19 protein-coding genes are annotated in these 21,815 nt (G+C 74.7%); 10 read left to right on the top strand and 9 right to left on the bottom strand.

What is annotated here, in order from left to right; translation table 11 throughout:
* The first annotated feature begins 1 nt into the window (after window position 1).
* Together ABT006_RS03705 and ABT006_RS03700 are read left to right on the top strand one after the other, a co-directional pair.
* Window positions 2–316 carry a MoaD/ThiS family protein gene (locus tag ABT006_RS03705; protein WP_350702528.1) on the top strand — a complete coding sequence of 105 codons (315 nt, stop codon included), beginning with the start codon at window positions 2–4 and terminating at the stop codon, window positions 314–316.
* Between the two features lie 13 nt (window positions 317–329).
* On the top strand, window positions 330–1,574 hold the full coding sequence (locus ABT006_RS03700; protein WP_350702526.1) for a metallophosphoesterase: 1,245 nt from the start codon (window positions 330–332) through the stop codon (window positions 1,572–1,574).
* Window positions 1,575–1,624: 50 nt separating this feature from the next.
* Here ABT006_RS03700 and ABT006_RS03695 read toward each other — a convergent pair whose 3' ends face one another.
* Both ABT006_RS03695 and ABT006_RS03690 read right to left on the bottom strand, forming a co-directional pair.
* Complete coding sequence (locus tag ABT006_RS03695; protein WP_350702524.1) at window positions 1,625–2,506, bottom strand: hypothetical protein; 882 nt, start codon at window positions 2,504–2,506, stop codon at window positions 1,625–1,627.
* 23 nt (window positions 2,507–2,529) lie between these two features.
* On the bottom strand, window positions 2,530–3,054 hold the full coding sequence (locus ABT006_RS03690) for a SigE family RNA polymerase sigma factor (RefSeq protein ID WP_350702522.1): 525 nt from the start codon (window positions 3,052–3,054) through the stop codon (window positions 2,530–2,532).
* Between the two features lie 146 nt (window positions 3,055–3,200).
* Between ABT006_RS03690 and ABT006_RS03685 the strand changes: the two genes are divergently transcribed.
* Window positions 3,201–6,395, top strand: coding sequence for a UvrD-helicase domain-containing protein (locus ABT006_RS03685; protein ID WP_350702521.1), 3,195 nt, complete (start codon window positions 3,201–3,203; stop codon window positions 6,393–6,395).
* A 13-nt stretch (window positions 6,396–6,408) separates the two neighbouring features.
* Here ABT006_RS03685 and ABT006_RS03680 read toward each other — a convergent pair whose 3' ends face one another.
* Window positions 6,409–7,044 (bottom strand): prepilin peptidase, encoded by a 636-nt coding sequence (locus ABT006_RS03680; protein WP_350702519.1) that lies wholly within the window; start codon window positions 7,042–7,044, stop codon window positions 6,409–6,411.
* A 10-nt stretch (window positions 7,045–7,054) separates the two neighbouring features.
* Window positions 7,055–8,083 (bottom strand): EamA family transporter, encoded by a 1,029-nt coding sequence (locus ABT006_RS03675; protein ID WP_350702517.1) that lies wholly within the window; start codon window positions 8,081–8,083, stop codon window positions 7,055–7,057.
* 296 nt (window positions 8,084–8,379) lie between these two features.
* On the opposite strand from ABT006_RS03675, the gene ABT006_RS03670 reads away from it, so the two are divergent.
* From ABT006_RS03670 to ABT006_RS03660, 3 genes are all read left to right on the top strand, one after another.
* Window positions 8,380–8,928, top strand: a complete 549-nt coding sequence (locus ABT006_RS03670; RefSeq protein WP_466023072.1) for an LppU/SCO3897 family protein — start codon at window positions 8,380–8,382, stop codon at window positions 8,926–8,928.
* A gap of 575 nt (window positions 8,929–9,503) precedes the next feature.
* Window positions 9,504–9,935 carry an LppU/SCO3897 family protein gene (locus ABT006_RS03665; RefSeq protein WP_350702723.1) on the top strand — a complete coding sequence of 144 codons (432 nt, stop codon included), beginning with the start codon at window positions 9,504–9,506 and terminating at the stop codon, window positions 9,933–9,935.
* A 150-nt stretch (window positions 9,936–10,085) separates the two neighbouring features.
* The gene (locus ABT006_RS03660) at window positions 10,086–11,327 is read left to right on the top strand and encodes an ATP-binding protein (protein WP_350702516.1); all 1,242 of its coding nucleotides are present in this window, start codon (window positions 10,086–10,088) and stop codon (window positions 11,325–11,327) included.
* Between the two features lie 20 nt (window positions 11,328–11,347).
* Here ABT006_RS03660 and ABT006_RS03655 read toward each other — a convergent pair whose 3' ends face one another.
* Entirely contained in the window at window positions 11,348–11,893 is a 546-nt protein-coding gene (locus ABT006_RS03655) for a GNAT family N-acetyltransferase (RefSeq protein ID WP_350702514.1), read from the bottom strand.
* A gap of 168 nt (window positions 11,894–12,061) precedes the next feature.
* On the opposite strand from ABT006_RS03655, the gene ABT006_RS03650 reads away from it, so the two are divergent.
* Entirely contained in the window at window positions 12,062–12,607 is a 546-nt protein-coding gene (locus tag ABT006_RS03650; RefSeq protein WP_350702512.1) for a DoxX family protein, read from the top strand.
* Between the two features lie 215 nt (window positions 12,608–12,822).
* Complete coding sequence (locus ABT006_RS03645) at window positions 12,823–14,265, top strand: glycosyltransferase 87 family protein (protein ID WP_350702510.1); 1,443 nt, start codon at window positions 12,823–12,825, stop codon at window positions 14,263–14,265.
* Between the two features lie 15 nt (window positions 14,266–14,280).
* On the opposite strand, the gene ABT006_RS03640 is transcribed toward ABT006_RS03645, so the two are convergent.
* The 4 genes from ABT006_RS03640 to moaC form a co-directional block, all read right to left on the bottom strand.
* A complete protein-coding gene (locus ABT006_RS03640) occupies window positions 14,281–14,745 on the bottom strand; it encodes a molybdenum cofactor biosynthesis protein MoaE (RefSeq protein ID WP_350702509.1) in 465 nt (154 codons plus the stop codon).
* The gene (locus tag ABT006_RS03635; protein WP_350702508.1) at window positions 14,742–16,001 is read right to left on the bottom strand and encodes a molybdopterin molybdotransferase MoeA; all 1,260 of its coding nucleotides are present in this window, start codon (window positions 15,999–16,001) and stop codon (window positions 14,742–14,744) included. Before ABT006_RS03635 ends, ABT006_RS03640 begins: the two co-directional genes overlap by 4 nt.
* A gap of 98 nt (window positions 16,002–16,099) precedes the next feature.
* Window positions 16,100–16,570 (bottom strand): MogA/MoaB family molybdenum cofactor biosynthesis protein, encoded by a 471-nt coding sequence (locus ABT006_RS03630; protein WP_350702506.1) that lies wholly within the window; start codon window positions 16,568–16,570, stop codon window positions 16,100–16,102.
* Entirely contained in the window at window positions 16,567–17,058 is a 492-nt protein-coding gene (moaC, locus tag ABT006_RS03625) for a cyclic pyranopterin monophosphate synthase MoaC (protein WP_350702505.1), read from the bottom strand. The genes ABT006_RS03630 and moaC overlap by 4 nt, the downstream gene beginning before the upstream one ends.
* An 862-nt stretch (window positions 17,059–17,920) precedes the next feature.
* Here moaC and ABT006_RS03620 point away from each other — a divergent pair.
* Window positions 17,921–20,437, top strand: coding sequence for a putative bifunctional diguanylate cyclase/phosphodiesterase (locus ABT006_RS03620; RefSeq protein ID WP_350702503.1), 2,517 nt, complete (start codon window positions 17,921–17,923; stop codon window positions 20,435–20,437).
* A gap of 71 nt (window positions 20,438–20,508) precedes the next feature.
* Window positions 20,509–21,810, top strand: coding sequence for a glycosyltransferase family 87 protein (locus ABT006_RS03615; RefSeq protein ID WP_350702501.1), 1,302 nt, complete (start codon window positions 20,509–20,511; stop codon window positions 21,808–21,810).
* Window positions 21,811–21,815 lie beyond the last annotated feature (5 nt).

Below are 21,815 nucleotides of genomic sequence, written 5' to 3'. Positions count from 1 at the left end.
CATGACGGAACCGACGCGGCCGGCCCACGCCGGACCGCCAGCCCACGCTGGGCCGCCGGCTGAGGCCGGACCGCCGCTCACCGTCCGGTACTTCGCCGGGGCGCGGGCCGCCGCCGGCCGGACCGAGGAGGCCGCCTCCGCCAGCCGGTCGCTCGACGAACTCGTCGGGGAGCTGGCCGGGCGGCACGGCGAGCGGCTCGCCGCCGTGCTGCGGGTGGCGAGTTTCCTCGTCGACGGCGTGGCCTGCCATGATCGTCGGGCACCGCTACCGGCCGGGGCCACGATCGACGTCCTGCCCCCCTTCGCGGGCGGCTGAGGGAGGCGCACACATGCTGGCGGCACTGGCCTTCGTGGCCACCATGGCGCTGATCACCGGCCTGATCCACCTCTATCTCTGGAAGCGGCTGGTGCGCGACACCACCACCCCGGGGCGTTGGCGGCGGATCGGCGGGATCACGGCCCTGGTGCTGGCGCTGCTCGTACCGGCGACCATGGCCGGCACCCAGGCGGGCCTCTACTGGCTCGCGTGGCCGGGCTACCTCTGGCTCGCCGTCATGTTCTACCTGCTGGTGCTGCTCGTGGCGCTGGAGGTGCCGATGCTGGTGGCCCGGCTGGTGCTGCGCCGCCGGGCCGTCGCCGCGGAGCCCACCGCCGCCGCGCCCGAGCCCGCCCTGGTCGGCGCGGCGGGGCCGGCCGATCCGCCGGCCGCCGGCGCGGTCGCGCAGCCGGACCACGACCCGGCCCGCCGGTTGCTGCTCGCCCGCGGGGCGGCGATCTTCGCCGGGCTCACCGCGACGGGCCTCACCGGGTCCGGCATCCGCACCGCGCTCGGCCCGCCGCGGCTCGACCGGGTGCAGATCCCGCTCGCCAAGCTCCCCCGGAGCATGGACGGCCTGCGGATCGCCACGGTTTCCGACATCCACCTCGGCCCGCTGCGCGGCCGGGCCCACACCGAGCGGATCGTCGCCGCGATCAACCGCCTGGACGCCGACATCGTCGCGGTCGTCGGCGACCTGGTCGACGGCTCGGTGGCCGAACTGGGCGAGGCGGCCGAGCCGCTGCGCGGCCTGCGCTCCCGGCACGGCAGCTACTTCGTCACCGGCAACCACGAGTACTACTCGGGCGTCGAGGAGTGGGTCCAGGAGGTGAACCGGCTCGGGCTGCGGGTGATGCAGAACGAGCGGACGGAGATCCAGGCCCGGGGCGGCGTGCTCGACCTGGCCGGGGTCAACGACGTCACCGCCGCCGGCACCGGGCTGGCCGCCCCGGCGGACTACGCGGCGGCGCTCGGCGACCGCGACCCGAGCCGCCCCGTGGTGCTGCTCGCCCACCAGCCGGTGGCCGCGGTGGAGGCGGCGAAGTTCGGCGTCGACCTCCAGCTCTCGGGGCACACCCACGGCGGCCAGATCGTCCCGTTCAACCTCCTGGTGAAGCTCCAGCAGCCGGTGGTCTCCGGCCTCGGCGAGGTCGACGGCACCAAGGTGTACGTCACCAACGGCGCCGGCTTCTGGGGCCCGCCGGTGCGCGTCGGCGCCGAACCGCAGGTCACCCTGGTGGAGTTGCGCAGCGCCTGAACCGGGCGGGACGCTCCGCCGGGCGCCTGGCCCGGCGGAGCACCCTGACCTCACCTGACCCGCGGGCGCGGGTTCACCTCGGGCGCCTGCACGTCGACGTCGAGACCGTAGTCCGAGTACTCCCAGGTCAGCGTGCCCTGATCCAGGAAGTCCGGCCCGATGCCGTAGTCGGACGTCGTCCTGAGGGTGATTTTGCTGATCTTCTGGGACTGCACGCCGATCTCGATGATGCCCTCGCCCGGAACCTGCTTCGGCCGGTCGGCATCCTTCGGCTTGGCGACGTAGGTGAACGAGTAGCGCTCGACGGCCGACGCGCCGCTACCCGACGTGCCGAGCGCCGTGACCGTGCCGACGTCCTTCAGCGCCTCCAGTTGGGACGCCGGGGTGACCGTCGACGCCGGGTCGGCGAACGGGATGTAGTACGCGTTGGGGGCCCGGAAGGTCGACTCCTTGCCGAAATTGCTCCACCTGTCGCCCTTCTTCATGTAGAGGATGCCGTCGACGATCCGCTCCTCGGCGGGTTCCATCTGGGCGTTCTCCCTGCGTTGCCGGACCTCGCCCGTCGGCCCGTTCGGGTCGAAGACCCCCTCGTACGAATCGGTGTCGGTCCACTTCCGGCCCTTCTCCACCACCTCCGACGTGGTGGAGAGACGGAATCGGAAGCTGGTCCTCGCCGTCGCCTGCGCCGCCGCGACCAGCCTGAGTTCCGGGGTGGCGGCGACGGTGCCGGAGCCCGGCTGGTCCGAGGTCCCACCGGCGCCGCCCGGGCTGCTCAGACCCACGGCGGCGACGGCCACCATCCCGACGACGGCCAACGCGCCACTGGTCAGCGCCACCGCCCGGCCTCGGCGCGCCCGGCGGCCCCGGCCCACCAGCCGGTCGGTCGGCGCCTCGGTCGGCGGCTGGTGGTCGACCAGATCATGGAGTGCCATGGACAGCTCCCTTTCGTCGATGCTCATCTCACTGCCTCCAAGGTCGACTCACGGGGATGGGGGATCAGCGCGCGCAGCTTCGCCATGGCGCGGCTGTGCTGGCTCTTGACGGTGCTGACCGAACAACCGAGCTCATCGGCGACCTGCCGCTCGGTCAGGTCGAGGTAGTACCGCAGCACGATCACGGTCCGCTGCCGGTGCGACAGGGTCATCAGCGCGTCACGCAGGTCGCGGCGCGCCCCGTCTGGGCCGGCGTGCGGGTCGGCCCGGTCCGGCGTCTGGGCGGTCAGCGTCTCCCGGCGGGCCCGCCGCCACCAGCTCACCCTGCCGTTGACCAGCATCCGGCGCAGGTAGGCGTGCGGGTCGCCGCGGCCCACCTTGCGCCACCGGACGTACAGCTTGACCAGACAGTCCTGCAGCAGTTCCTCGGCCCGTTGCCGATCACCGACGAGCAGCGTGGCGTACCGCAGGTGCCGGGGCCATGCCTCCTCGACGAAACCGGCGTAGCTGGCGTCGCTCGGCGCCGGATCGGTGACTTCCTTGGTCATGCCCCTCACACGCTCAGGCCCGTCGGTACGGTCGACACCACCGCTCGATCTGTTTCCGGCCGCGCCCACCGCCCCTCGCCGATTGCGCACCTCACCTCCGCGCGTGGCGGATGACGGGCACCAACGGGCTCGTGACAGGATGCGGCGTGCCTCCGTTCAGCGCCGCACCCTCCGGTGGCCTCCCGCCGTTCGTCGCGGATCTGCACATCCACTCGAAGTACTCGCGCGCGTGCAGCCGCGACCTCACCCTGCCCAACCTGGGCTGGTGGGCACGGCGCAAGGGCATCGGCGTGCTCGGCACCGGCGACTTCACCCACCCCGCCTGGTACGACCACCTGCGCGAGACCCTGCACCCCGCCGAGCCCGGCCTGCACCGGCTCAGCCCGGAGGCGGAGCGGGACGTCGCCCGCCGGCTGCCGCCCCGGCTGGCCAGCGAGGCGGAGACGGACCCGGTCCGCTTCATGCTCAGCGTGGAGATCTCCACGATCTACAAGCGGGACGACCGCACCCGCAAGGTGCACCACCTGATCTACCTGCCCGACCTGGACGCGGTGGCCCGGTTCAACACCGCGCTCGGGCGGATCGGCAACCTCGGCTCGGACGGCCGGCCGATCCTCGGCCTGGACTCGCGGGACCTGCTGGAGATCACCCTGGAGGCCAGCGCCGACGGCTACCTGGTGCCCGCGCACATCTGGACGCCGTGGTTCTCCGCGCTGGGCTCGAAGTCCGGCTTCGACGCGATCGCCGACTGCTACGCCGACCTCGCCGACCACGTCTTCGCGGTGGAGACCGGCCTCTCCTCCGACCCCGAGATGAACTGGCGGGTCGGCAGCCTGGACCGCTACCAGCTCGTGTCGAACTCGGACGCCCACTCGCCCCCCGCCCTGGCCCGGGAGGCCACCGTCTTCGCCACCGGGCGGGACTACTTCGCGATCCGGGACGCGCTGCGCACCGGCGACGGGCTGGCCGGGACCATCGAGTTCTTCCCCGAGGAGGGCAAGTACCACGCGGACGGGCACCGGCTCTGCGGGGTCAACTGGTCCCCGGAGCGGACCCGGGCCGCCGGCGGTCGCTGCCCGGAGTGCGGCAAGCCGCTGACCGTGGGCGTGCTGAGCCGGGTGGAGGAACTGGCCGACCGCCCGGCGGGGCACCGGCCCCCGCACGCCAGGGACGTCACCCACCTCGTGCCGCTGGCCGAGGTCCTCGGCGAGATCAACAAGGTGGGCGCCCGCTCGAAGAAGGTCGAGGGGAAGCTCAACGACCTGCTCGCCGCGCTCGGCCCGGAGCTGGAGATCCTCACCACCACCCCGCTCGCCGAGATCGCCCGGGTCGGCGGGGAACTGCTCGCCGAGGGCATCGGCCGGCTGCGCCGGGGCGACGTCCGCCGGGTCCCCGGCTACGACGGCGAGTACGGCGTCATCACCCTGTTCGACCCGGCCGAGCTGGGCGCGCGCACCGGCACGGCGCAGGAGACGCTCTTCGACGTACCGGTGCCGGCGCAGCGCACCCCCGCGGAGCCGGCGCCGAAGCCGCGGGCCAAGCGCCCGGCGGTGGCCAAGGTCGAGCCGAAGCGCAAGGCCGCGCCGCCCACGCCGCCGCCCCCGATCGCGCCGGCACCCTCACCGCACGAGCCGTTCGAGCCGATGCTCGCGGGCATGGAGGAGGTCGGCACCGGCCTGCTGGACCGGCTGGACGCCATGCAGCGGGTGGCCGCCTCCGCGCCCGGCGGGCCGCTGCTCATCGTCGCCGGGCCCGGCACCGGCAAGACCCGGACGCTGACCCACCGGATCGCCTACCTCTGCGCCGAGCTGAACGTCTTCCCGGAGCAGTGCCTGGCGATCACGTTCACCCGGCGCGCCGCCGAGGAGCTGCGGCACCGCCTCGACGGCCTGCTCGGGCCGGTCGCCGAGGACGTCACGGTCGGCACCTTCCACTCGCTGGGGCTGACCATCCTGCGGGAGAACGCCGACGCCGTCGGCCTGCCGGCGGACTTCCGGATCGCCGACGACGCCCAGCGGGCGGAGGCCCGTGCCGAGGCCGGCGCCGACGACGCCGGCTACGCGGCGCTGCTGCGCAAGCAGGACCTGGTCGACCTGGACGAGCTGCTCACCCTGCCGGTCGCGCTGCTGCGGGCCGACCGGAAGCTGGTGCAGCGCTACCGGGAGCGCTGGCGGTGGATCTTCGTCGACGAGTACCAGGACGTCGACGAGGTGCAGTACGAGCTGCTGCGCCTGCTCAGCCCCGCCGACGGCAACCTCTGCGCGATCGGCGACCCGGACCAGGCCATCTACTCCTTCCGGGGCGCCGACGTCGGCTACTTCCTGCGCTTCTCGCAGGACTTCACCGACGCCCGGCTGGTGCGGCTGAACCGCAACTACCGCTCCTCCGCCCCCATCCTGGCCGCCGCGGTGCAGGCGATCGCGCCGTCGTCGCTGGTCCGGGGCCGCCGGCTCGACCCGGCCCGGCTCGACCCGGAGGCCCCGCTGGTCGGCCGCTACCCCGCGGCCTCCGTCGCCGACGAGGCCGACTTCGTCGTACGCACCATCGACGAGCTGGTCGGCGGGCTCTCCCACCGGTCGCTCGACTCGGGGCGGATCGACGGCCGGTCGACCTCGCTCTCCTTCTCCGACATCGCGGTGCTCTACCGCACGGACGCGCAGGCCGCACCGATCGTGGACGCGCTGACGCGGGCCAACATCCCGGTGCAGAAGCGCTCGCACGACCGGCTGCGGGACCGGCCGGGGGTGGCGGCCATCGCCCGCGAGCTGCGGCACGCCGACGGGCTCGACGGCTCGCTGGCCGCCCGCGTCCGGCTGGCCGGTCAGGTGCTGGCGGAGCGCTTCGCCGTGCCGACGCTGGACGGCGCCGGCTCGGTACGCCCGGAGGACGTCCGGGCGGCGGTCGACCTGCTCACCCCGCTGGCCCGCCGCTGCGGCGACGACCTGCCGCTGTTCCTGTCCCAGCTCGCCACCGGCGCGGAGGTGGACGCCCTCGACCCGCGCGCCGAGGCGGTCACCCTGCTCACCCTGCACGCCGCGAAGGGGCTGGAGTTCCCGGTCGTCTTCCTGGTCGGCGCCGAGGACGGGCTGCTCCCGCTGCGCTGGCCCGGCAGCACACCCGACGACGACGCGATCGCCGAGGAGCGGCGGCTCTTCTTCGTGGGGCTGACCCGGGCCCAGGACCGCCTGTACGTCACCCACGCCGCCCGCCGCAGCCGGCACGGCAACGAGCGCGACTGCTCCCCGTCGCCGTTCCTCGACGCCATCGACCCGGGCCTCTTCGAACGCTTCGGCGAAACCGAACCCCGTCGCCCCCGGGACCGCCAACTCCGCCTCATCTGAGGGAACGCGCGGGTCAGGGGATGAGGGTGGCCAGCCAGGCGCCGGTGAGGAGGGCCGGCCCGAGTGGGAGAGGGGTGTCCCGGCGCACCCTGCCGGCGGCCAGCAGGGCGAGCACCACCACGCCGTTGAGCAGGTGCGGCAGGAGCAGCCCGAGCGCCAGCGGCGACCAGCCCAGCCAGCCGAGCGGCAGGCCCAGCACGGCGGCGAGCTTCACGTCGCCGAAGCCCAGCCGCGAGCCGGGCAGCAGGGCCAGCAGCGCGTGCCCGGCGAAGCAGAGCGCGGCCCCCGCCACCGCGCCGAGCAGCCGCTCCGGGGCCCCGGTCAGCAGCGCCGCGCCGGTCAGGCCGACGGCGACGACCAGCGCGGCCGCGCCCACCAGCGGGTCGGGCAGCCGCAGGCAGGCCAGGTCGACCACGGCCAGCGCCAGCCCCACCGCCGCCAGCCCGAGGAAGGCCGGCAGGACGGGGTCGCCGCCGAGGGCCGCCGCGAGCCCGGCGAACACGACCGCGCCCACCACCGCCCCGGACGCGGCGCGCGGCCCGGGCCGGGTCGACGCCGGTCGGCCCGTCCAGCGGCGGGCGACCCGGAGCGCGGCGAGGCCGGCGACGCCGCCGAGCAGCGCCGCGCACGCCACCAGCCCGCCCGACACGGGCCGGACGCTACCGGCGGGACGGCTCCGGCGCGGTCCCCTGAGCAGCACGTCGGGGTCTCTCGGTGCTCACGACGAGGGCGACCCCGGCGACGATGACCGCGCCGCCGAGCAGCACCTGCACCGTGATCGACTCCGCGGCGAACAGCGCGCCGAGCGCCACCGCGACCGCCGGGTTGACATAGGCGTACGTCGCGACCAGCGAGATCGGGGCATGGTGCAGCAGCCAGACGTACGCGGTGAAGGCGACCAGCGAGCCGGCCACCATCAGGTACGCGAGCGCGAGCCACGACCGGCCGGTCACCTGGCCCGGGTCGAAGCCGTGCAGCTCGCCGCGCCCCACGGCGAGGACGGCGAGTGCCGCCGCCCCGGCGAACATCTCGTAGACGGTGGCGACGAACGGGTCGGCGGGCATCCGGATCCGTCCGGAGAGAAACGAGCCGATCGACCAGCTGGCGGCGCCTGCGACGATGGTCAGCGCCCCGGCGAGCGGTACGGCGTCCGCCCCGCCGGTCGGCAGCACGAGCAGCACAAGGCCGACGAAGCCCAGCGTCACCCCGGCCAGCGTCCAGAACCGGGGCCGGTCGCCCGTGACCGTACGCAGCAGCACCACCAGCAGCGGGACGGTGGCCACGAGCAGCGCGGCGATCCCGGAGGGCACCGCGACGCCCGGCGGGCCGGACTCGGCGAGCACCACCAGCCCGTTGCCGCCGGCCAGCAGCAGCACCCCGACCAGCGCGGCCGAGCCGAGCTGCCGCCGGTCGACCCGCAGCGCGCCCGGGCCCCGGCGCAGCCGCAGCACGATCGCCAGCACCAGACCGGCGGCGGCGAACCGGGTGGCCGCCGAGCCGAGCGGCGGCATCGACTCCACGGCGATCCTGATGCCGAGGTAGGTGGAACCCCAGAGGACGTAGACCAGCAGCAGGGCGGTCCAGACCAGGGCCGGCGTGGCAACGGCCGCCCGACGCGCCCCGGTGCCCGGGTCGGTCCCGGTGGGCGGCTCGGCGGCCGGTGACGGAATCGGTGGGCGTGGTCTCATCGGTGGACACGCTACGGTGACGTGGGCGTCGGCGTCCCTCGTTGGTGGCCGGCCTCTCACCACTCACGCGGGAGACGTGCATGGCGAACTACGGACCACCACCGGGTCGGGGAGACCCGGCGCCGTGGCGTGGGCGGCAGCCGGACGAGGCGTACGGCCCGTCGGCGGCGTCGCCCGGGCGCGGCGGGTGGGACGATCCGCACGCCACGTACCCACCGCCGGAGCCCCGGTACGGCGGTCAGCCGTACCGGCGGGACGACCCGGGTCACGGACCGGGGCCGTACCAGCAGGGGGCCCTGCCTCCCGCCTACGACCACGGTCCCGCCGCGCCGCCGTACGCCTCCTGGCCCGGCTCCGCGACCCCCTCCCCGTCCGCGCCGCCGGAACGCCGGCGTGGCCGGGGGCCGGTGGCCGCGGTGCTGGCGGCGGTGGCGGTGCTGGTCCTCGTCGGCGGCGCGGCGGTGTTCTACCTGCTCGGCCAGGACGACGAGGCCCCGGTGGCCACGCCGAGCGGGCCGGCGCCCGCGGCCGGGTCCGGGGTGCCGGAGGCAACGGCAAGCGCCCCGGCGCCCAGTGCCGCGGCACCCGACTCCTCCGCCGACCCCCGCTTCGTCGAGGCGGGGCAGTGCGTACGCAACGACGGTCCGGCCGGCGGCAAGCCCAAACTGCTGATCAGTGACTGCGGCCCGCGGACGTACGAGGTGCTACGCCGGATCGACGGCGCGACCAGCGGCGAGAAGGACGCCGCGGCCAAGTGCGCCAAGGTCGACGGCTACACCAACTGGTATTTCTTCGACAGCGAGCTGGACACCCTCGACTTCGTGCTGTGCCTGAAGCAGCGCTGAACCACCGCACCCCTGGGGAAGAGATGACAACCTACGGATCACCCGGCCAGCCGGACGACCCCTACCAGCGCCCGGCCGACAATCCCGGGGGCCTGCCGCCCATCGACCCGACGCTGCCCCAGTGGGGGCAGCCGCCGTCGGCCGCCGCGGAGCCGCCCGCCCCGCAGTGGGGCCAGCCGCAGCCGGGTGGCGAACCGCCCGCCGCCCCGCAGTGGGGCCAGCCGCAGCCGGGTGGCGAACCGCAGTGGGGCCAGCCCGGCCCGGCCGCCGAGCCGCCGACCACGCCGATGTGGAGCCAGCCTCCGGCCCCCGGACCGGCCTACCCCCCGCAGCCCCCGACCTCCGGGTCGGGCTACCCGCCGCCGCCCACCTCCGGGGCCGGGTATCCGCCCCCGGCGGGTGGCCAGCCGTCGGCGGAGCAGGGTGGCTATCCGCCGGCCGGGCCGTTCCCGCCGGCCGGCCCGACGCCCGCGGCGGCGCCCGGCGCCCAGTGGAGCGCCCCGCCGCCGGCCCCCGGCGGGTACGGGACGCCGCCGCCCGCTCCGCCGGCGAAGAAGGGCGGCGGGAAGATCGCCCTGATCATCGGCCTGGTGGTGGTGCTCGTGCTCTGCCCGTGCCTCGGGATCGCCGGCTGGGCGGTCTGGCAGGCCGGCGAGGACGACGACCCGTCGATCTCGGCCCCGGCGACGAGTGCCCCCGCGGATCCGACGGGCAAGCCGACCGACGAGCCGAGCGCGGCGCCGAGTTCGGCGGAGCCGAGCCCGAGCGAGGAGGACGACGACGACGATTTCGCCAAGGGCGACTGCGTGGTCAACGACGGCACGTCCACCGACGCCGAGCTGCGGAAGGTGCCCTGCGGCCCCAACACGTACGAGGTGCTGCTGCGGATCCCGGGCTCGAGCGACGGTGACCAGTGCAAGACCCGGGCGCCGAAGTCGACGGCGAACTACGTGCACGACAACTCGGTGGACTTCCTCGACTACGTGCTCTGCCTGAAGAAGCGCTGATTACCAAAACTAGGGCTGTCTAGCATGGACGCTAGACAGCCCTAGTTTTGTCTCGACGCCGGATCCGGCTTACGCCTCGCTCCGACACGCCGGTAGCCCCATCTACGGATGTCTAGCCCCGCAGCTAGACGGCCCGATACTGTGCGATGCGTGGATCCGGTCCGCAACCCGTACGCACCGGGCGCCGGCCAGCGTCCGCCCGAGCTGGCCGGGCGGGGGCGCGAGCTGGACGTCTTCGACGTCGTGCTGGAGCGCATCGCCCGCGGGCGGCCGGAACGCAGCCTGATGCTCACCGGCCTGCGCGGGGTCGGCAAGACGGTGCTGCTCAACACCCTCCGGTCCCAGGCGATCAACCACCTCTGGGGCAGCGGAAAGATCGAGGCGCGGCCGGACCAGTCACTGCGCCGCCCCGTCGCCGCCGCGCTGCACATGGCCGTCCGGGAACTCGCGCCCCGGCACCGCGCGCCGGACCGGATCGACGCCTTCCTCGGCGTGCTGAAGGCGTTCGCCCAACGGTCCGCGCCGACCGGTCGCGGCGGCGCCGCCCCGAAGCTGCGCGACCGGTGGCAGCCCGGCATCGACGTGCCCGCCGCCAGCGGCCGGGCCGACTCCGGCGACATCGAGATCGACCTCGTCGAGCTGCTCACCGACGCCGCCGCGGTGGCCGCCGACGTCGGCACCGGCATCGCCGTCTTCATCGACGAGATGCAGGACCTCGGCGCGGAGGACGTCTCCGCGCTCTGCGCCGCCTGCCACGAGCTGTCCCAGCTGGGCGCGCCGCTGATCGTGGTCGGCGCCGGGCTGCCGCACCTGCCGGCCGTGCTCAGCGCCGCCAAGTCGTACTCCGAGCGGCTCTTCCGCTACCAGCGCATCGACCGGCTCGACCGGATCGCCGCCGACCAGGCGCTCTGCGCGCCCGCCGAACGCGAGGAGGTCGAGTACGAGCAGAAGGCGCTCGACCTGCTCTACGAGAAGTCCGGCGGCTACCCGTACTTCGTCCAGGCGTACGGGAAGGCGACCTGGGACCACGCGCCGCGCTCGCCGATCACCGCCGCCGACGTGCGGGTCGCCGCGCCTGAGGCCGAGGCCGAGCTGGCGGTCGGCTTCTTCGGCTCCCGGTTCGAGCGGGCCACCCCGGCCGAGCGCGAGTACATGCGGGCGATGGCCACCCTGTCCCTGGTGGAGGGCGAGGTCGACGGCGGCGGGCGGGACGACATGGACGCCGCCGTGCCGACGGCGGAGATCGCCCGCACCCTCGGGCGCAAGCCGGCCAGCCTGTCCCCGGCCCGGGACGCGCTGATCAAGAAGGGCCTCATCTACTCCGGCGAGCGCGGCACGGTGGCCTTCACCGTCCCCCACTTCGGCCGCTACCTGCGCACCCAGCCGGCCTGACGGGCGGGGTGGGCGCGGGGTCAGACCTTCGACCAGGGCGGGGGAAAGAGGACCTCGCCGCGCGGCGGCGGCCCTTCGCCGCCGGTGGTCGGCGGGAGCACCAGCGCCTGCCAGGGGTCACCGAGGCCGGACCAGGGGCTGGTCAGCCCCATCCGGTCGGCCCGGCCGAAGCCGAAGCGGTGGTAGTAGGACGGGTCGCCGAGCACCACCACCAACCGCTCGCCCAGCTCGGTGGCAGCGTCGAGGCCGGCCTGGACCACCGCCGCGCCGAGCCCGATCCGCCGCCGGTGCGGCGCGACCGCCACCGGGCCGAGAGCAAGTGCCGGGGCGGTGGCGTCGTCGGATCGCACCCGGACCCGGGTGAGCAGGGCGTACCCCACGACCTCGCCGCCGTACTCCGCGACCATCGCCAGCTCCGGCAGCCAGGCGTCGCTGCCGCGCAACTCGTCGACCAGCCCCACCTCGGGCGGCGTGGCCACGTCGGGCCTGGCGAAGGCGGCGGCCAGCACGCGCCGGACCGCGCCGGTGTCGGCCGGGTCCTCGGGTCGCAGCCGCAGCGTCGTCACGCGGGGGACGTTACCCCTCGTCGCCGGTCCATCAGCGACGGTCGCTCGAATCGGCGTGGCGCGACCTCGCCGGGTCGGCGTGGCAACCAGCCCGGGGAGGTCCACGTCGGCCGATCCGGATCGGCGGTTGCGGGGGTAACCGGGCTGGTGACGGGGTATGACTGACCCATGAAACCCGTACGCTCCCTCGCCCGCGCCATGTTGAGCGGCATCTTCGTGGTCAGCGGGTTGCACAACTTCCAGAACCCGGGGCGGCTGGCCCCGGCCGCGAAGCCCGTGACCGACCGGGTGACCCCGCTGCTGGAGAAGGCCAGCCCACGCATCCCCACCGACACGGAGACGCTGATCCGGGTCAACGCGGTGGTGCAGGTCGGCGCCGGGCTGATGCTCGCCACCGGCAGGTTCGCCCGGCCGGCCGCGCTGGTCCTCGCCGGCACGCTGGTCCCGGTGACCCTCGCCGGGCATCCCTTCTGGAACAACGACGACCCGGCGGCGCGGAACAACAACCAGATCCACTTCCTGAAGAACATCGGCCTCTTCGGCGGGCTGCTGCTCGCCGCCGCGGACACCGGCGGCAAGCCCGGCCTGCGGTGGCGGACCGGCCACCGGATCGGCCACTCCCGACGTTCGGTGCAGCGAGCCGTCCGTACCGCCCGCAGAGAGGCCCGGATCGCCGTACGATCGGCAGCGACGGCCCGACGACTCCCCGGCTGACCTGCGTCGATACCTCCCCTCCGCCGGCCCGCCACCCGCCAACGCCACGAATCACCTGAACCACCCGCTAGGCGTTAACGCGGTGGAAATGTCAAAAACATGTGTGGGATCGGACACGGTCGCATAACGCGGGAGGCATTAACGTGAGGCGCCGTTCTAGGCTCCGTACCGGACCTGGACGGGTAGGACGACCTTGGTACGGGGGTGGCCACGCCATGCCGGCGACTGTCGGTAGACGGGCGGACCGCCTCGCCCCAGTCCGCCGCGTAACGCGTGGGATCGATCGCAGGACAGTCGTACGGACCGGCATCGTGGCCGCCGTCGCCTATGCCGCATGGCTCGCCATCGGCGCTTTCGGGCGGCCGTACAACTTCTTCGACATGAAGATCTACCACGGCGCGGTGGTGTGGTGGGCGAGCGGTCACGAGCTCTACGAGTTCATCGCACCCGGCACCACCCTGGGTTTCACCTACCCGCCGTTCGGCGGCCTGGTCATGCTGCCGATGGCGCACCTGCCGGTGGAGCTGGCCGGGATGGCCAACGCGCTCGCCAGCATCGCCGCCCTGGCGGTCGTGCTCGCCGGTCTGCTCCGCCCCATCGTCGACCGGCTCGGCTGGCCGCTCCCGTTCACCGTGGCGATCGCGACGCCGCTGGCGGTCGCCATCGAGCCGGCCCGGGAGACCCTCGGCTACGGCCAGGTGAACCTGCTCCTCTTCGCACTGATCATGGCCGACCTGATCGGCCTGCGCTGGCGGTCCCGCCGGGGCACCCACGTCGCCGAGACCGACGGCCCGCTGCTGCGCTTCGTCTACAGCGGCGCGTGGGCCGGCGTCGGCATCGGTCTGGCCACCGCGGTCAAGCTGACCCCGGCCCTGTTCATCGCCTACCTGATGATCACCCGACAGTGGCGGGCGGCGGCCACCGCGGTCGGCACGGTGATCGCCGTGACCCTCGGCTCCTTCGCCGTCGTCGGCAACGAGTCCCGGGCGTACTTCGGCGGCGTGCTCTGGCAGACCGAGCGGGTTGGCGCCGCCGACATGACGCCCAACCAGTCGCTGGCCGGGCTGCTGGCCCGGCTCTACGACTCGATCGAGACGCCCGGCCTGCTCTGGCTGTCGTTCGCGGTGCTGATGCTGGCGCTCGGCCTGTCCCGCGCCGCCAACGCGCGCGCCGACGGCGACGAGCTGACCGCGTTCACGCTGGTCGGCCTCACCGCCAACGTGATCAGCCCGATCTCCTGGACGCACCACCTGGTCTGGGTGATCCCCGCGATCATCGTGCTGGCCGACGCCGCCGTACGCCGCCGGGACGCCAGCCGCGGGCTGGCCCAGCGGGCCGGCCAGGGCGCGTACGGCGGGCTGCCGGGGGTCAACGGGCTGCGCCCGCCGATCTGGTACCCGACGCTGACCGGGCTCCGGCACGGCGTCGCGGCGATCGGGCTCTACCTGCTCTTCCTGGTCTCCCCGATCTGGCCGTACGAACACCAGCTCCCCGAGGTGTCGCACTACCAGGACGGCCTCTTCGGCGCCCTGATGGAGAACTCGCTGGCGCTGGCCCTGATCGTGCTCGTCGCCGCGCTGCCGTGGCGCCCCGGCGCCGAGCCGGCCTTCTACGGCGACCGGATGGGCCGCCAGGCCGCGCTCGGCGTCCGCCGCTGAGGGGTGGGCCGCCCGTCAGGGGCAGTTCACCCACTCCTCGGTGCCGTCGGCGAACACCTGCCGCTTCCAGATCGGCAGCCGCGCCTTGACCTCGTCGACCAGCCGGGCACAGGCCGCGAACGCGGCGGCCCGGTGGGCGGTGCTGACCGCCGCGACCAGGGCCACGTCACCGATGGCGAGCGGGCCGATCCGGTGCGACACCGCGACCGCGTACACGTCCGGTTCGGCGGCGATCTCGGCCGCCACCTCGCGCAGCACCCGCTCGGCGCTCGGGTGGCCCTCGTACTCCAGGCTGGTCACCGCGCGGCCGTGGTCGTGGTCGCGGACCACGCCCTGGAACGACACCACCGCGCCGGCCCGGCGGTCCGCGACCGCCGCCTCGTGCGCGGCCAGGTCGAGCGGCCGGTCGGTGACCTCGCCGAACGTCGTGGGCCGGTGGTCCGCGAGTCGGCCTGACGCGTCGGCGGTCGGCGCGGTCACCACGCACGCTCCCCGGGCAGCAGCGGCAGCGGCACGACGGGCACCCGGTCACCGGGCTCGCCGGAGGTGTCGGGGCGGATGACGGCGAACCCGTCCGCGCCGGCCAGCCCGCGCAGCATCGCCGAGCCGACGTGCCGGACCGGGTGGGCGGTGCCGGCGGTGCGGTCCAGCCGGACCAGCGCCAGGTGGGTGTACCGCCCCCGGCCGGGCACCGGCTCGGCGAGCGTGGCGTGCGGCAGCACCGGCACCGGTCGGCCCGACAGGCCAGCCAGGAGCGGGGCGACCAGCGAGACCAGGGCGACGATGGCGGACTGTGGGTTGCCGGGCAGCCCGGCGACGAACCGGACCCGCCCGTCGGCGTCGGTCAGCCGGGCCAGCAGCATCGGGAAGCCGGGCCGCACCGCGACCGTGTTGACCACGTAGTCGGCGCCGAGCGCCTCCAGCGCGGGGTGCAGGTGGTCGACCGGGCCGTGCATCGTGCCGCCGGTGGTGCAGACCAGATCGGCGGTGGCCAGCGCGGCGCGCAGGGCCGCCACGTGCGCGGCCAGGGTGTCCGCCACCGGTCCCACCACGTCCGACGGACGCACCACGCAGCCGTACCGGCGCAGCCACGCCGGCACCGCCGGCCCGAGCGCGTCCCGGACCCGGCCGGCGGCGGGCGGACCGGCGGTCAGCAACTCGTCGCCGAAGACCAGCAGCGCGGCGCGCGGCTGCCGCCGCACCCGCAGGCTGTCGTGCCCGCAGGAGGCGGCCAGACCGACCAGCGCCGGGTCCACCGGCGTGCCGGCGGGGACGAGTTCCTCCCCGGCGTACGCCTCCTCGCCGGGCTCGCGCCACTCCGGCGCGGGCCGCGGCGTGCCGTCGACCAGGCCCTCCGGCGTACGGCGGGACTCCTCCACCCGCAGCACGGCGGTGGCGCCCACGGGCACCATCGCGCCGGTGGCGATCTCGACGGTCGTCCCGTCGTCGGTCAGCGGCGCCGGAGTGCTGCCGGCCAGCACCCGCCCGACCGGGCGCCACGGGCCCGCCCCGCGCACCGCCCAGCCGTCGACGCTGGAGGTCGGGAAGGCGGGCAGGTCCGTACGCGTGGTCAACGGCTCGGCGAGGGTGTGCCCGTCGATCTCGGCGAGCGGCCGGCTCACGGCGGGAAGCGCGGCGGCCAGGCCGACCGCGTACACCCGGGATCGGGCCTCCTCCCAGTCGGCCGGCGGGGGCGCGGCGACTGGATCGGCGGCCGGTGCGGTTTCCGTGCTCACCCGGCCGAGCCTAGTCGGTGCGGGGTGCCGGTCGCCCCGTCACCTGCACCACCCCGGTGCGCGGCCGAGCGGGCGGCCGGGATGGACGTGGCGGGGCGTCAGTGGTCGCCGCCGCGGAGCTGGTCGACGGCGTGGGCGAGGATCGGCCCGAGCACGGCCAGACCGTCCCGGGCCCCGCCGGTGGAGCCGGGCAGGTTGACCACCAGCATCCGCCCGGCCACGCCGGCGAGCCCGCGGGAGAGCGCGGCGGCGGGCACCTTGTCGCGGCTGTGCGCCCGGATCGCCTCGGCGATGCCGGGGATCTCGTAGTCGAGCAGCGCCCGGGTCACGTCGGGGGTGCGGTCGGTCGGGTTGATCCCGGTGCCGCCGCTGGTCAGCACGACGTCGACCCCGTCGGCCAGGGCGGCGCGCAGCGCCTCGCCCACCGGCTCGCCGTCGGGCACCACCACCGGGTCGTCCACCTCGCAACCCAGCTCGCGCAGCCCGGCCACGAGCAGCGGCCCGCTGGTGTCGGCGTACACCCCCGCGGCGGCCCGGTTGGACGCCACGACCACCCGCGCCCGGATCACGGCCGGTCCTCCGGACGGACCCACTCGCCGGTCTTGCCGCCCTCCTTGCGCAGCACCCGGACGGCGTCGACGCTGGCCGCCGGGTCGACCGCCTTGACCATGTCGACCAGCGCCAGCCCGGCGACGGCCACCGCGGTCAGGGCCTCCATCTCCACCCCGGTGCGGTCCGCCGTCCGCGCCGTGGCGGTGATCTCGACGGTGTCGCTGGTCAGCGCCAGGTCGACCGTGACGCCGTGCAGGGCGATGGGGTGGCAGAGCGGGATCAGGTCCGGGGTCCGCTTCGCGCCCATGATGCCGGCGAGCCGGCCGACCGCCAGCGCGTCGCCCTTGGGCAGCCCGTCGCGGCGCAGCAGCTCGACCACCTCCGCGGTGGTGCGGAGCCGGCCGGCGGCGACGGCCTGGCGGCCGGTGACCGCCTTGGCGGAGACGTCGACCATGCGGGCCGCGCCGGCCGGATCGACGTGGGTGAGCTGCGCGGGATCGGTCACGGCCGCGAGCCTATCCGTCGTACGACGCCATCGCCGGGGTGCACCCCGAGCGCGCCCGTCACCCGACCTCGCGCCGGCGTCCACCACTCGCCGCGTTCAGCACGCCACATTCCGCGCGCCTCCCCGATTCGGCCGTCAATTCGAGCACCAATGCGTGTTGCCGACGCACCTCGTCCAGCAGATCCGATAGGCGATGCCGAGGGCGTTCGCGTCTCGGCATCGCCACGGCGGCAGCCGGTGCGTGCGTACCGCACACAACTCGTTGACCAGTTCTTCGGTGGTGACGAACCGTCCGGGTGCGCGGCCACCAAGGTGAGAACCGTGCGCTATTTCCGCACCGGCGCGGATTGAAATGATCACCCGGAGCCGGGCGGACAAGGTCTCCGCACGTTCGGCGATTCACCGCCACCGCACGCCAGGGTGACGCGACCGCAACGCATGGTCCACGAGGTGATTGACAGTTGCGGTCCAACCGAAGCGCGGATGATGCCGGCGATCCCGCGGTTCCACACTTGCCGGGAGAGACTCCTTTCCCTGCTGTCATCATCAGAAGTCAACGGCACCGGCCCTCATACGCGACGCCTACGCGCTCCGCTCAGGAACGATGGACAGACCGTGACAAGGGGTCCCAGGCTTGGCTAATGTTGCGCATACCGACATTTATTGCTGCAAACCATTCGTCATTTCTCCTACGCTCCCGTCACGACGGCTGATCCCCCAGGGATGCGGCCGCAAGCCGGGACGGAGCGAAAGGAGCGCGTCATGCGCGGCAGCGACTGGCACTGACTTTTGATGACACAGAGCGGTAGGCTCCCGTCGTCAGCATGTAACTGTCGGCGACGACAGGAGCCTCATGGCCGGGATGACGCCAGGAAACGCGAGCAGAACAGATCGGCAACTGCTGTCGCTCGTCGGCCTGGTGGTCGCGTTGGCGGTCGCACCCACCCTCGTCGCACTCGTGTCGCTGGTCGACGGTCCACCCCACTCCATCGGCGATGTGGCAACGATCGTCGCCCTGACCTGCATGACGGCCCTCGGGACGAGGGTGAAGGCTCCGATACGCATTCGGTCGACGACCCACGCCATCACGTGGATCGAAACGGCGATCGTGATCGGGCTCGCCGTCGCCCCGCCGGCGTGGGTCGTGCTCTCGACCGGGGCGGGCGTCGGCATCGCGTCCGTCACCATGGGCCTCCCGGCCATCAAGACCGCATTCGGCGTCGGCAAGAACATCCTGGTCGCCGCCGGGGCCGGCGCGGTCGCGCTGGCGCTGCAGTGGCGGTGGCCGCCGACGGACGTGGTCGAGCTCATCACGTCACTCGGCGCGATCTATCTCGTGGCGGCACTGCTGGACGACCTCCTGGCGATTCCGGTGATCGCACTGGCGTCGAACAGCCGGGTCGGTCGCCAGTTCCTCAACAACCTGGACCTGCGCCTGGCCGGCTTCGGCGTACGCTTCGTCGTCGCGGTCTGCACGCTGCTCATCCTCAGAGCGGATCCTCGGCTGCTGCTCGCCGTCCCGCCCCTCGTCCTCAGCCTGCACCTCGCCTACTCGACCCGGGTGCGGGGGCGCGCCGAGCAGCAGGCGTGGCAGCGGCTCGCCCGCACCACCGACGCGCTCAACGTGGTCGACCTGGACAAGGTCCTCACCACGGCGGTCACCCAGGCCGCCGAGCTGTTCTCCGCCGACGAGGTGGAGGTCGAGCTGCGCGACGGCGGCCGGACCGTGCGCGGCGGAGCGGGCGCCATCACGTACGACGGGCCGGCCGGCGAGCCGACCTCCACCGCCGGCACCGTGGTCCCGGCCGCGCTGGAGGGGCACGACCGGACAGCCGACGTGGGCGTGCTGCGACTGCGTTTCCGCGGCCCCGTGCAGCTCTCCGAACGGGAGCAGTACACGCTGCGCACCTTCGCCTCGGCGCTCTGCACCGCGGTCCGCAACGCCCAGGCGTACGCCGAGCTGGCCCGGGTCGCCGACGAGCACGCGTACGCCGCCACACACGACGCGCTGACCGGGCTGGCCAACCGCCGCCACCTGCTCGACCAGGGCACCGAGCACCTCAACACCCGGCACGCCGACGGGGTGACCGCGCTGGTGCTGATCGACCTCAACCACTTCAAGGAAGTCAACGACACCCTCGGGCACGCCGCCGGGGACCAGGTCCTCGTGCAGGTCGCCGAGCGGCTGGGCACCGCCGCTCAGGAGGGCGACCTGGTGGCCCGGCTGGGCGGCGACGAGTTCGCCGTACTCCTGCGGGGTCTGCCGGCCCCGGCGGTGGCTGCGCACCGCGCGGAGACCCTGCTCGCCGCGCTGCACGAGCCGTTCGACCTGGACGGCATGCGGATCAGCGTCGAGGCGAGCGGCGGGATCGCCGCCGCGCCCGCCACCGGCGGCATGCCGGAGCTGCTGCGCCGCGCGGACGTGGCGATGTACCAGGCGAAGCGGGCCGGGCAGCGCACCTCGACGTACGCCCCGACCCGGGACACCGCCGACCTCGGCCGGCTGACCCTCGGCGGGGAGCTGCCCCGCGCCGTCGCCGACCACGAGTTCACCGTCAACTTCCAGCCCATCGTCGACCTGGGCTCCGGCCTGGTCACCGGCGCGGAGGCGCTGGCCCGCTGGCGCCACCCCGTCCACGGGGTGATCGACCCGCTGCGTTTCCTGGAGGCGGTGGAACGGTCCGGGCTGTTGCCGGCCTTCGCCGAGGCGATCCTCGACGAGGCGCTGCTCGCGGCGAGCGCCTGGCGGGAGGCCGGCTTCGACGTGCCGGTCGCGGTCAACGTGTCGCCGCGCAGCCTGCTCGACGCCCGCTTCCCCGGCTCGGTGCTGGCCCGGCTGCGGGCCCACGACCTGCCCCCCGACCGGCTGGTGCTGGAGTTGACGGAGACGCTCACGCTCAGCCAGCTCGACGTGGTGGACCGGGTGCTCAGCCGGCTGCGGGACGAGGGGGTGCGGCTGGCGCTGGACGACTTCGGCACCGGTTACTCCTCCCTCTCCCTGCTCTCCCGGATCCCGGTGCACGAGCTGAAGATCGACCGCAGCTTCGTGACCGCCATGGAGGGCTCCGCCGAGGCCGCCGCCGTCATCCGCTCCACCCTCGACCTGGGCCGCAGCCTCGGCCTCGACGTGGTGGCGGAGGGGGTGGAGAGCGAGCCGCAGCGCCGGGCGCTCTGGGAGTTGGGCTGCACCGCCGGGCAGGGCCACCTCTTCGCCCGGCCGATGCCCGCGGGCACGCTCCTCGCCGCGTTCCGGCGGGGCTCCGGGGGCAGTCCGGGCGCTCTCGCGCCGCCGCTGCACGACGCCGGCGCGGTCATCCGTCTCGCCCCCGGCCGCCGGCAGGGCGGGCGCGGGCGCGCCGACCGCCACCTGCCGGCCTGAACCGGGACCGGCCGCCAGCCCACCGTCGACGCGTGGCGGTGGCGTGGGCCCGGTCTGCCAGACTGGCGCGCGTGACCGCCGCCCCGACCAACCGCCGCGGCTGGCGGGCCCTCGACTCCGCCGCCGGTGGCCTCGCCCTCGACCTCGGCCTGTACGCCGTGTCGGCGGCGTTCGCCGCGACCACCGCCGCCACGTCCACACTCGTCCCGCACCGGGCCTGGGGCGGCGTCGCCGCCGTCGGGTACCTCGTCGCCGCCCTCGCGGCGACCGCCCAACTCGTGCTGCGCCGACGCGACCCGCAGTCGCCGCTGGCCGGCCTGCCGGCCCGCTGGGCGGTCACCGGTTTCGCCTGGATCACCACCGCCCTGCTGCCGCTGGCCTGGCAGAGCGTCGAACGGGCCGGCGGGCGCGGCGACCGGGCGCAGGAGGAGGTGCTGGTCGTCGAGGAGTCCGGCAGGCGACTGGTCGACACCGGCACGCCGTACCTCGGGCACGACGCGATCGCCGCCCTGCCGCCCGGCGAGCAGTTGCTCGGCTACACCCCGTACCAGCCCGGGATGGCCCTGTTCGGGCTGCCCAGGGCGGCCCTCGACGCCTGGTGGACCGACGCCCGCGTCTGGTTCGCGGTCGGCACCGCACTGGCGCTGGCCCTGGCGGTCCGCACCCTGACGCGCGTCGACCGCCCCGCCGGCCACCACGCGGCCGGCGCCGCCGTGCTCCGGGGCGTACAGGCCGCCACCGTGCTGCCGGTCTGCGCGCTCACCCTCGCCACCGGCGGCGACGACCTGCCCGTACTCGCGCTCTGCCTGCTCGCGCTGGCCCTCGCCGCCGCCGGACGACCCGGCCGGGCCGGCATCGCCGTCGGCCTGGCCGGGGCGTTGAAGCTCTTCGCCTGGCCGGTCGCCCTCGTGCTGATCATCTGGGGGATGACCCGGCGGGCCGGCCTGCGGGTCGCGGCGGGAGCGGTCGGCCTGCCCGTCGCCGCGCTGCTCCCCGCCCTGCTCGTCGACCGCGACGCGCTGGTCGAGAACGTGCTCCGCTTCCCGCTCGGCCACGGCCTGGTGACCAGCCCGGCACAGTCGCCGTTACCCGGCCACCTGATCGCCACCGCGCTGCCCGCCGGCCGCGCGGTCGCCGCCGCCCTCCTGCTCGCGGCCGGGCTGGCGATCGCCGTCCGGCTCGCCCGCCGCCCGCCCCGCACCGCCGTCGCCGCCGCGCTGACCTGCGGGTACGGGCTGCTGGCCGCGATCCTGCTGATGCCGTCGACCCGCTTCGGCTACCTGCTCTACCCGCTCGCCCTCCTGGTCTGGGCCGCCGCGCTGCGGCACCCCGGTTCGCCGAACTGGCAGGCGAAGGGCGGCGACACGGCGTAGACCTG

This window comes from Micromonospora sp. NPDC002717 (assembly GCF_040295705.1).
GTDB lineage: Bacteria > Actinomycetota > Actinomycetes > Mycobacteriales > Micromonosporaceae > Micromonospora.
The sequence above is the reverse complement of the archived record's forward strand: the minus strand, read 5'-3'. Positions and strand labels throughout refer to the sequence as shown.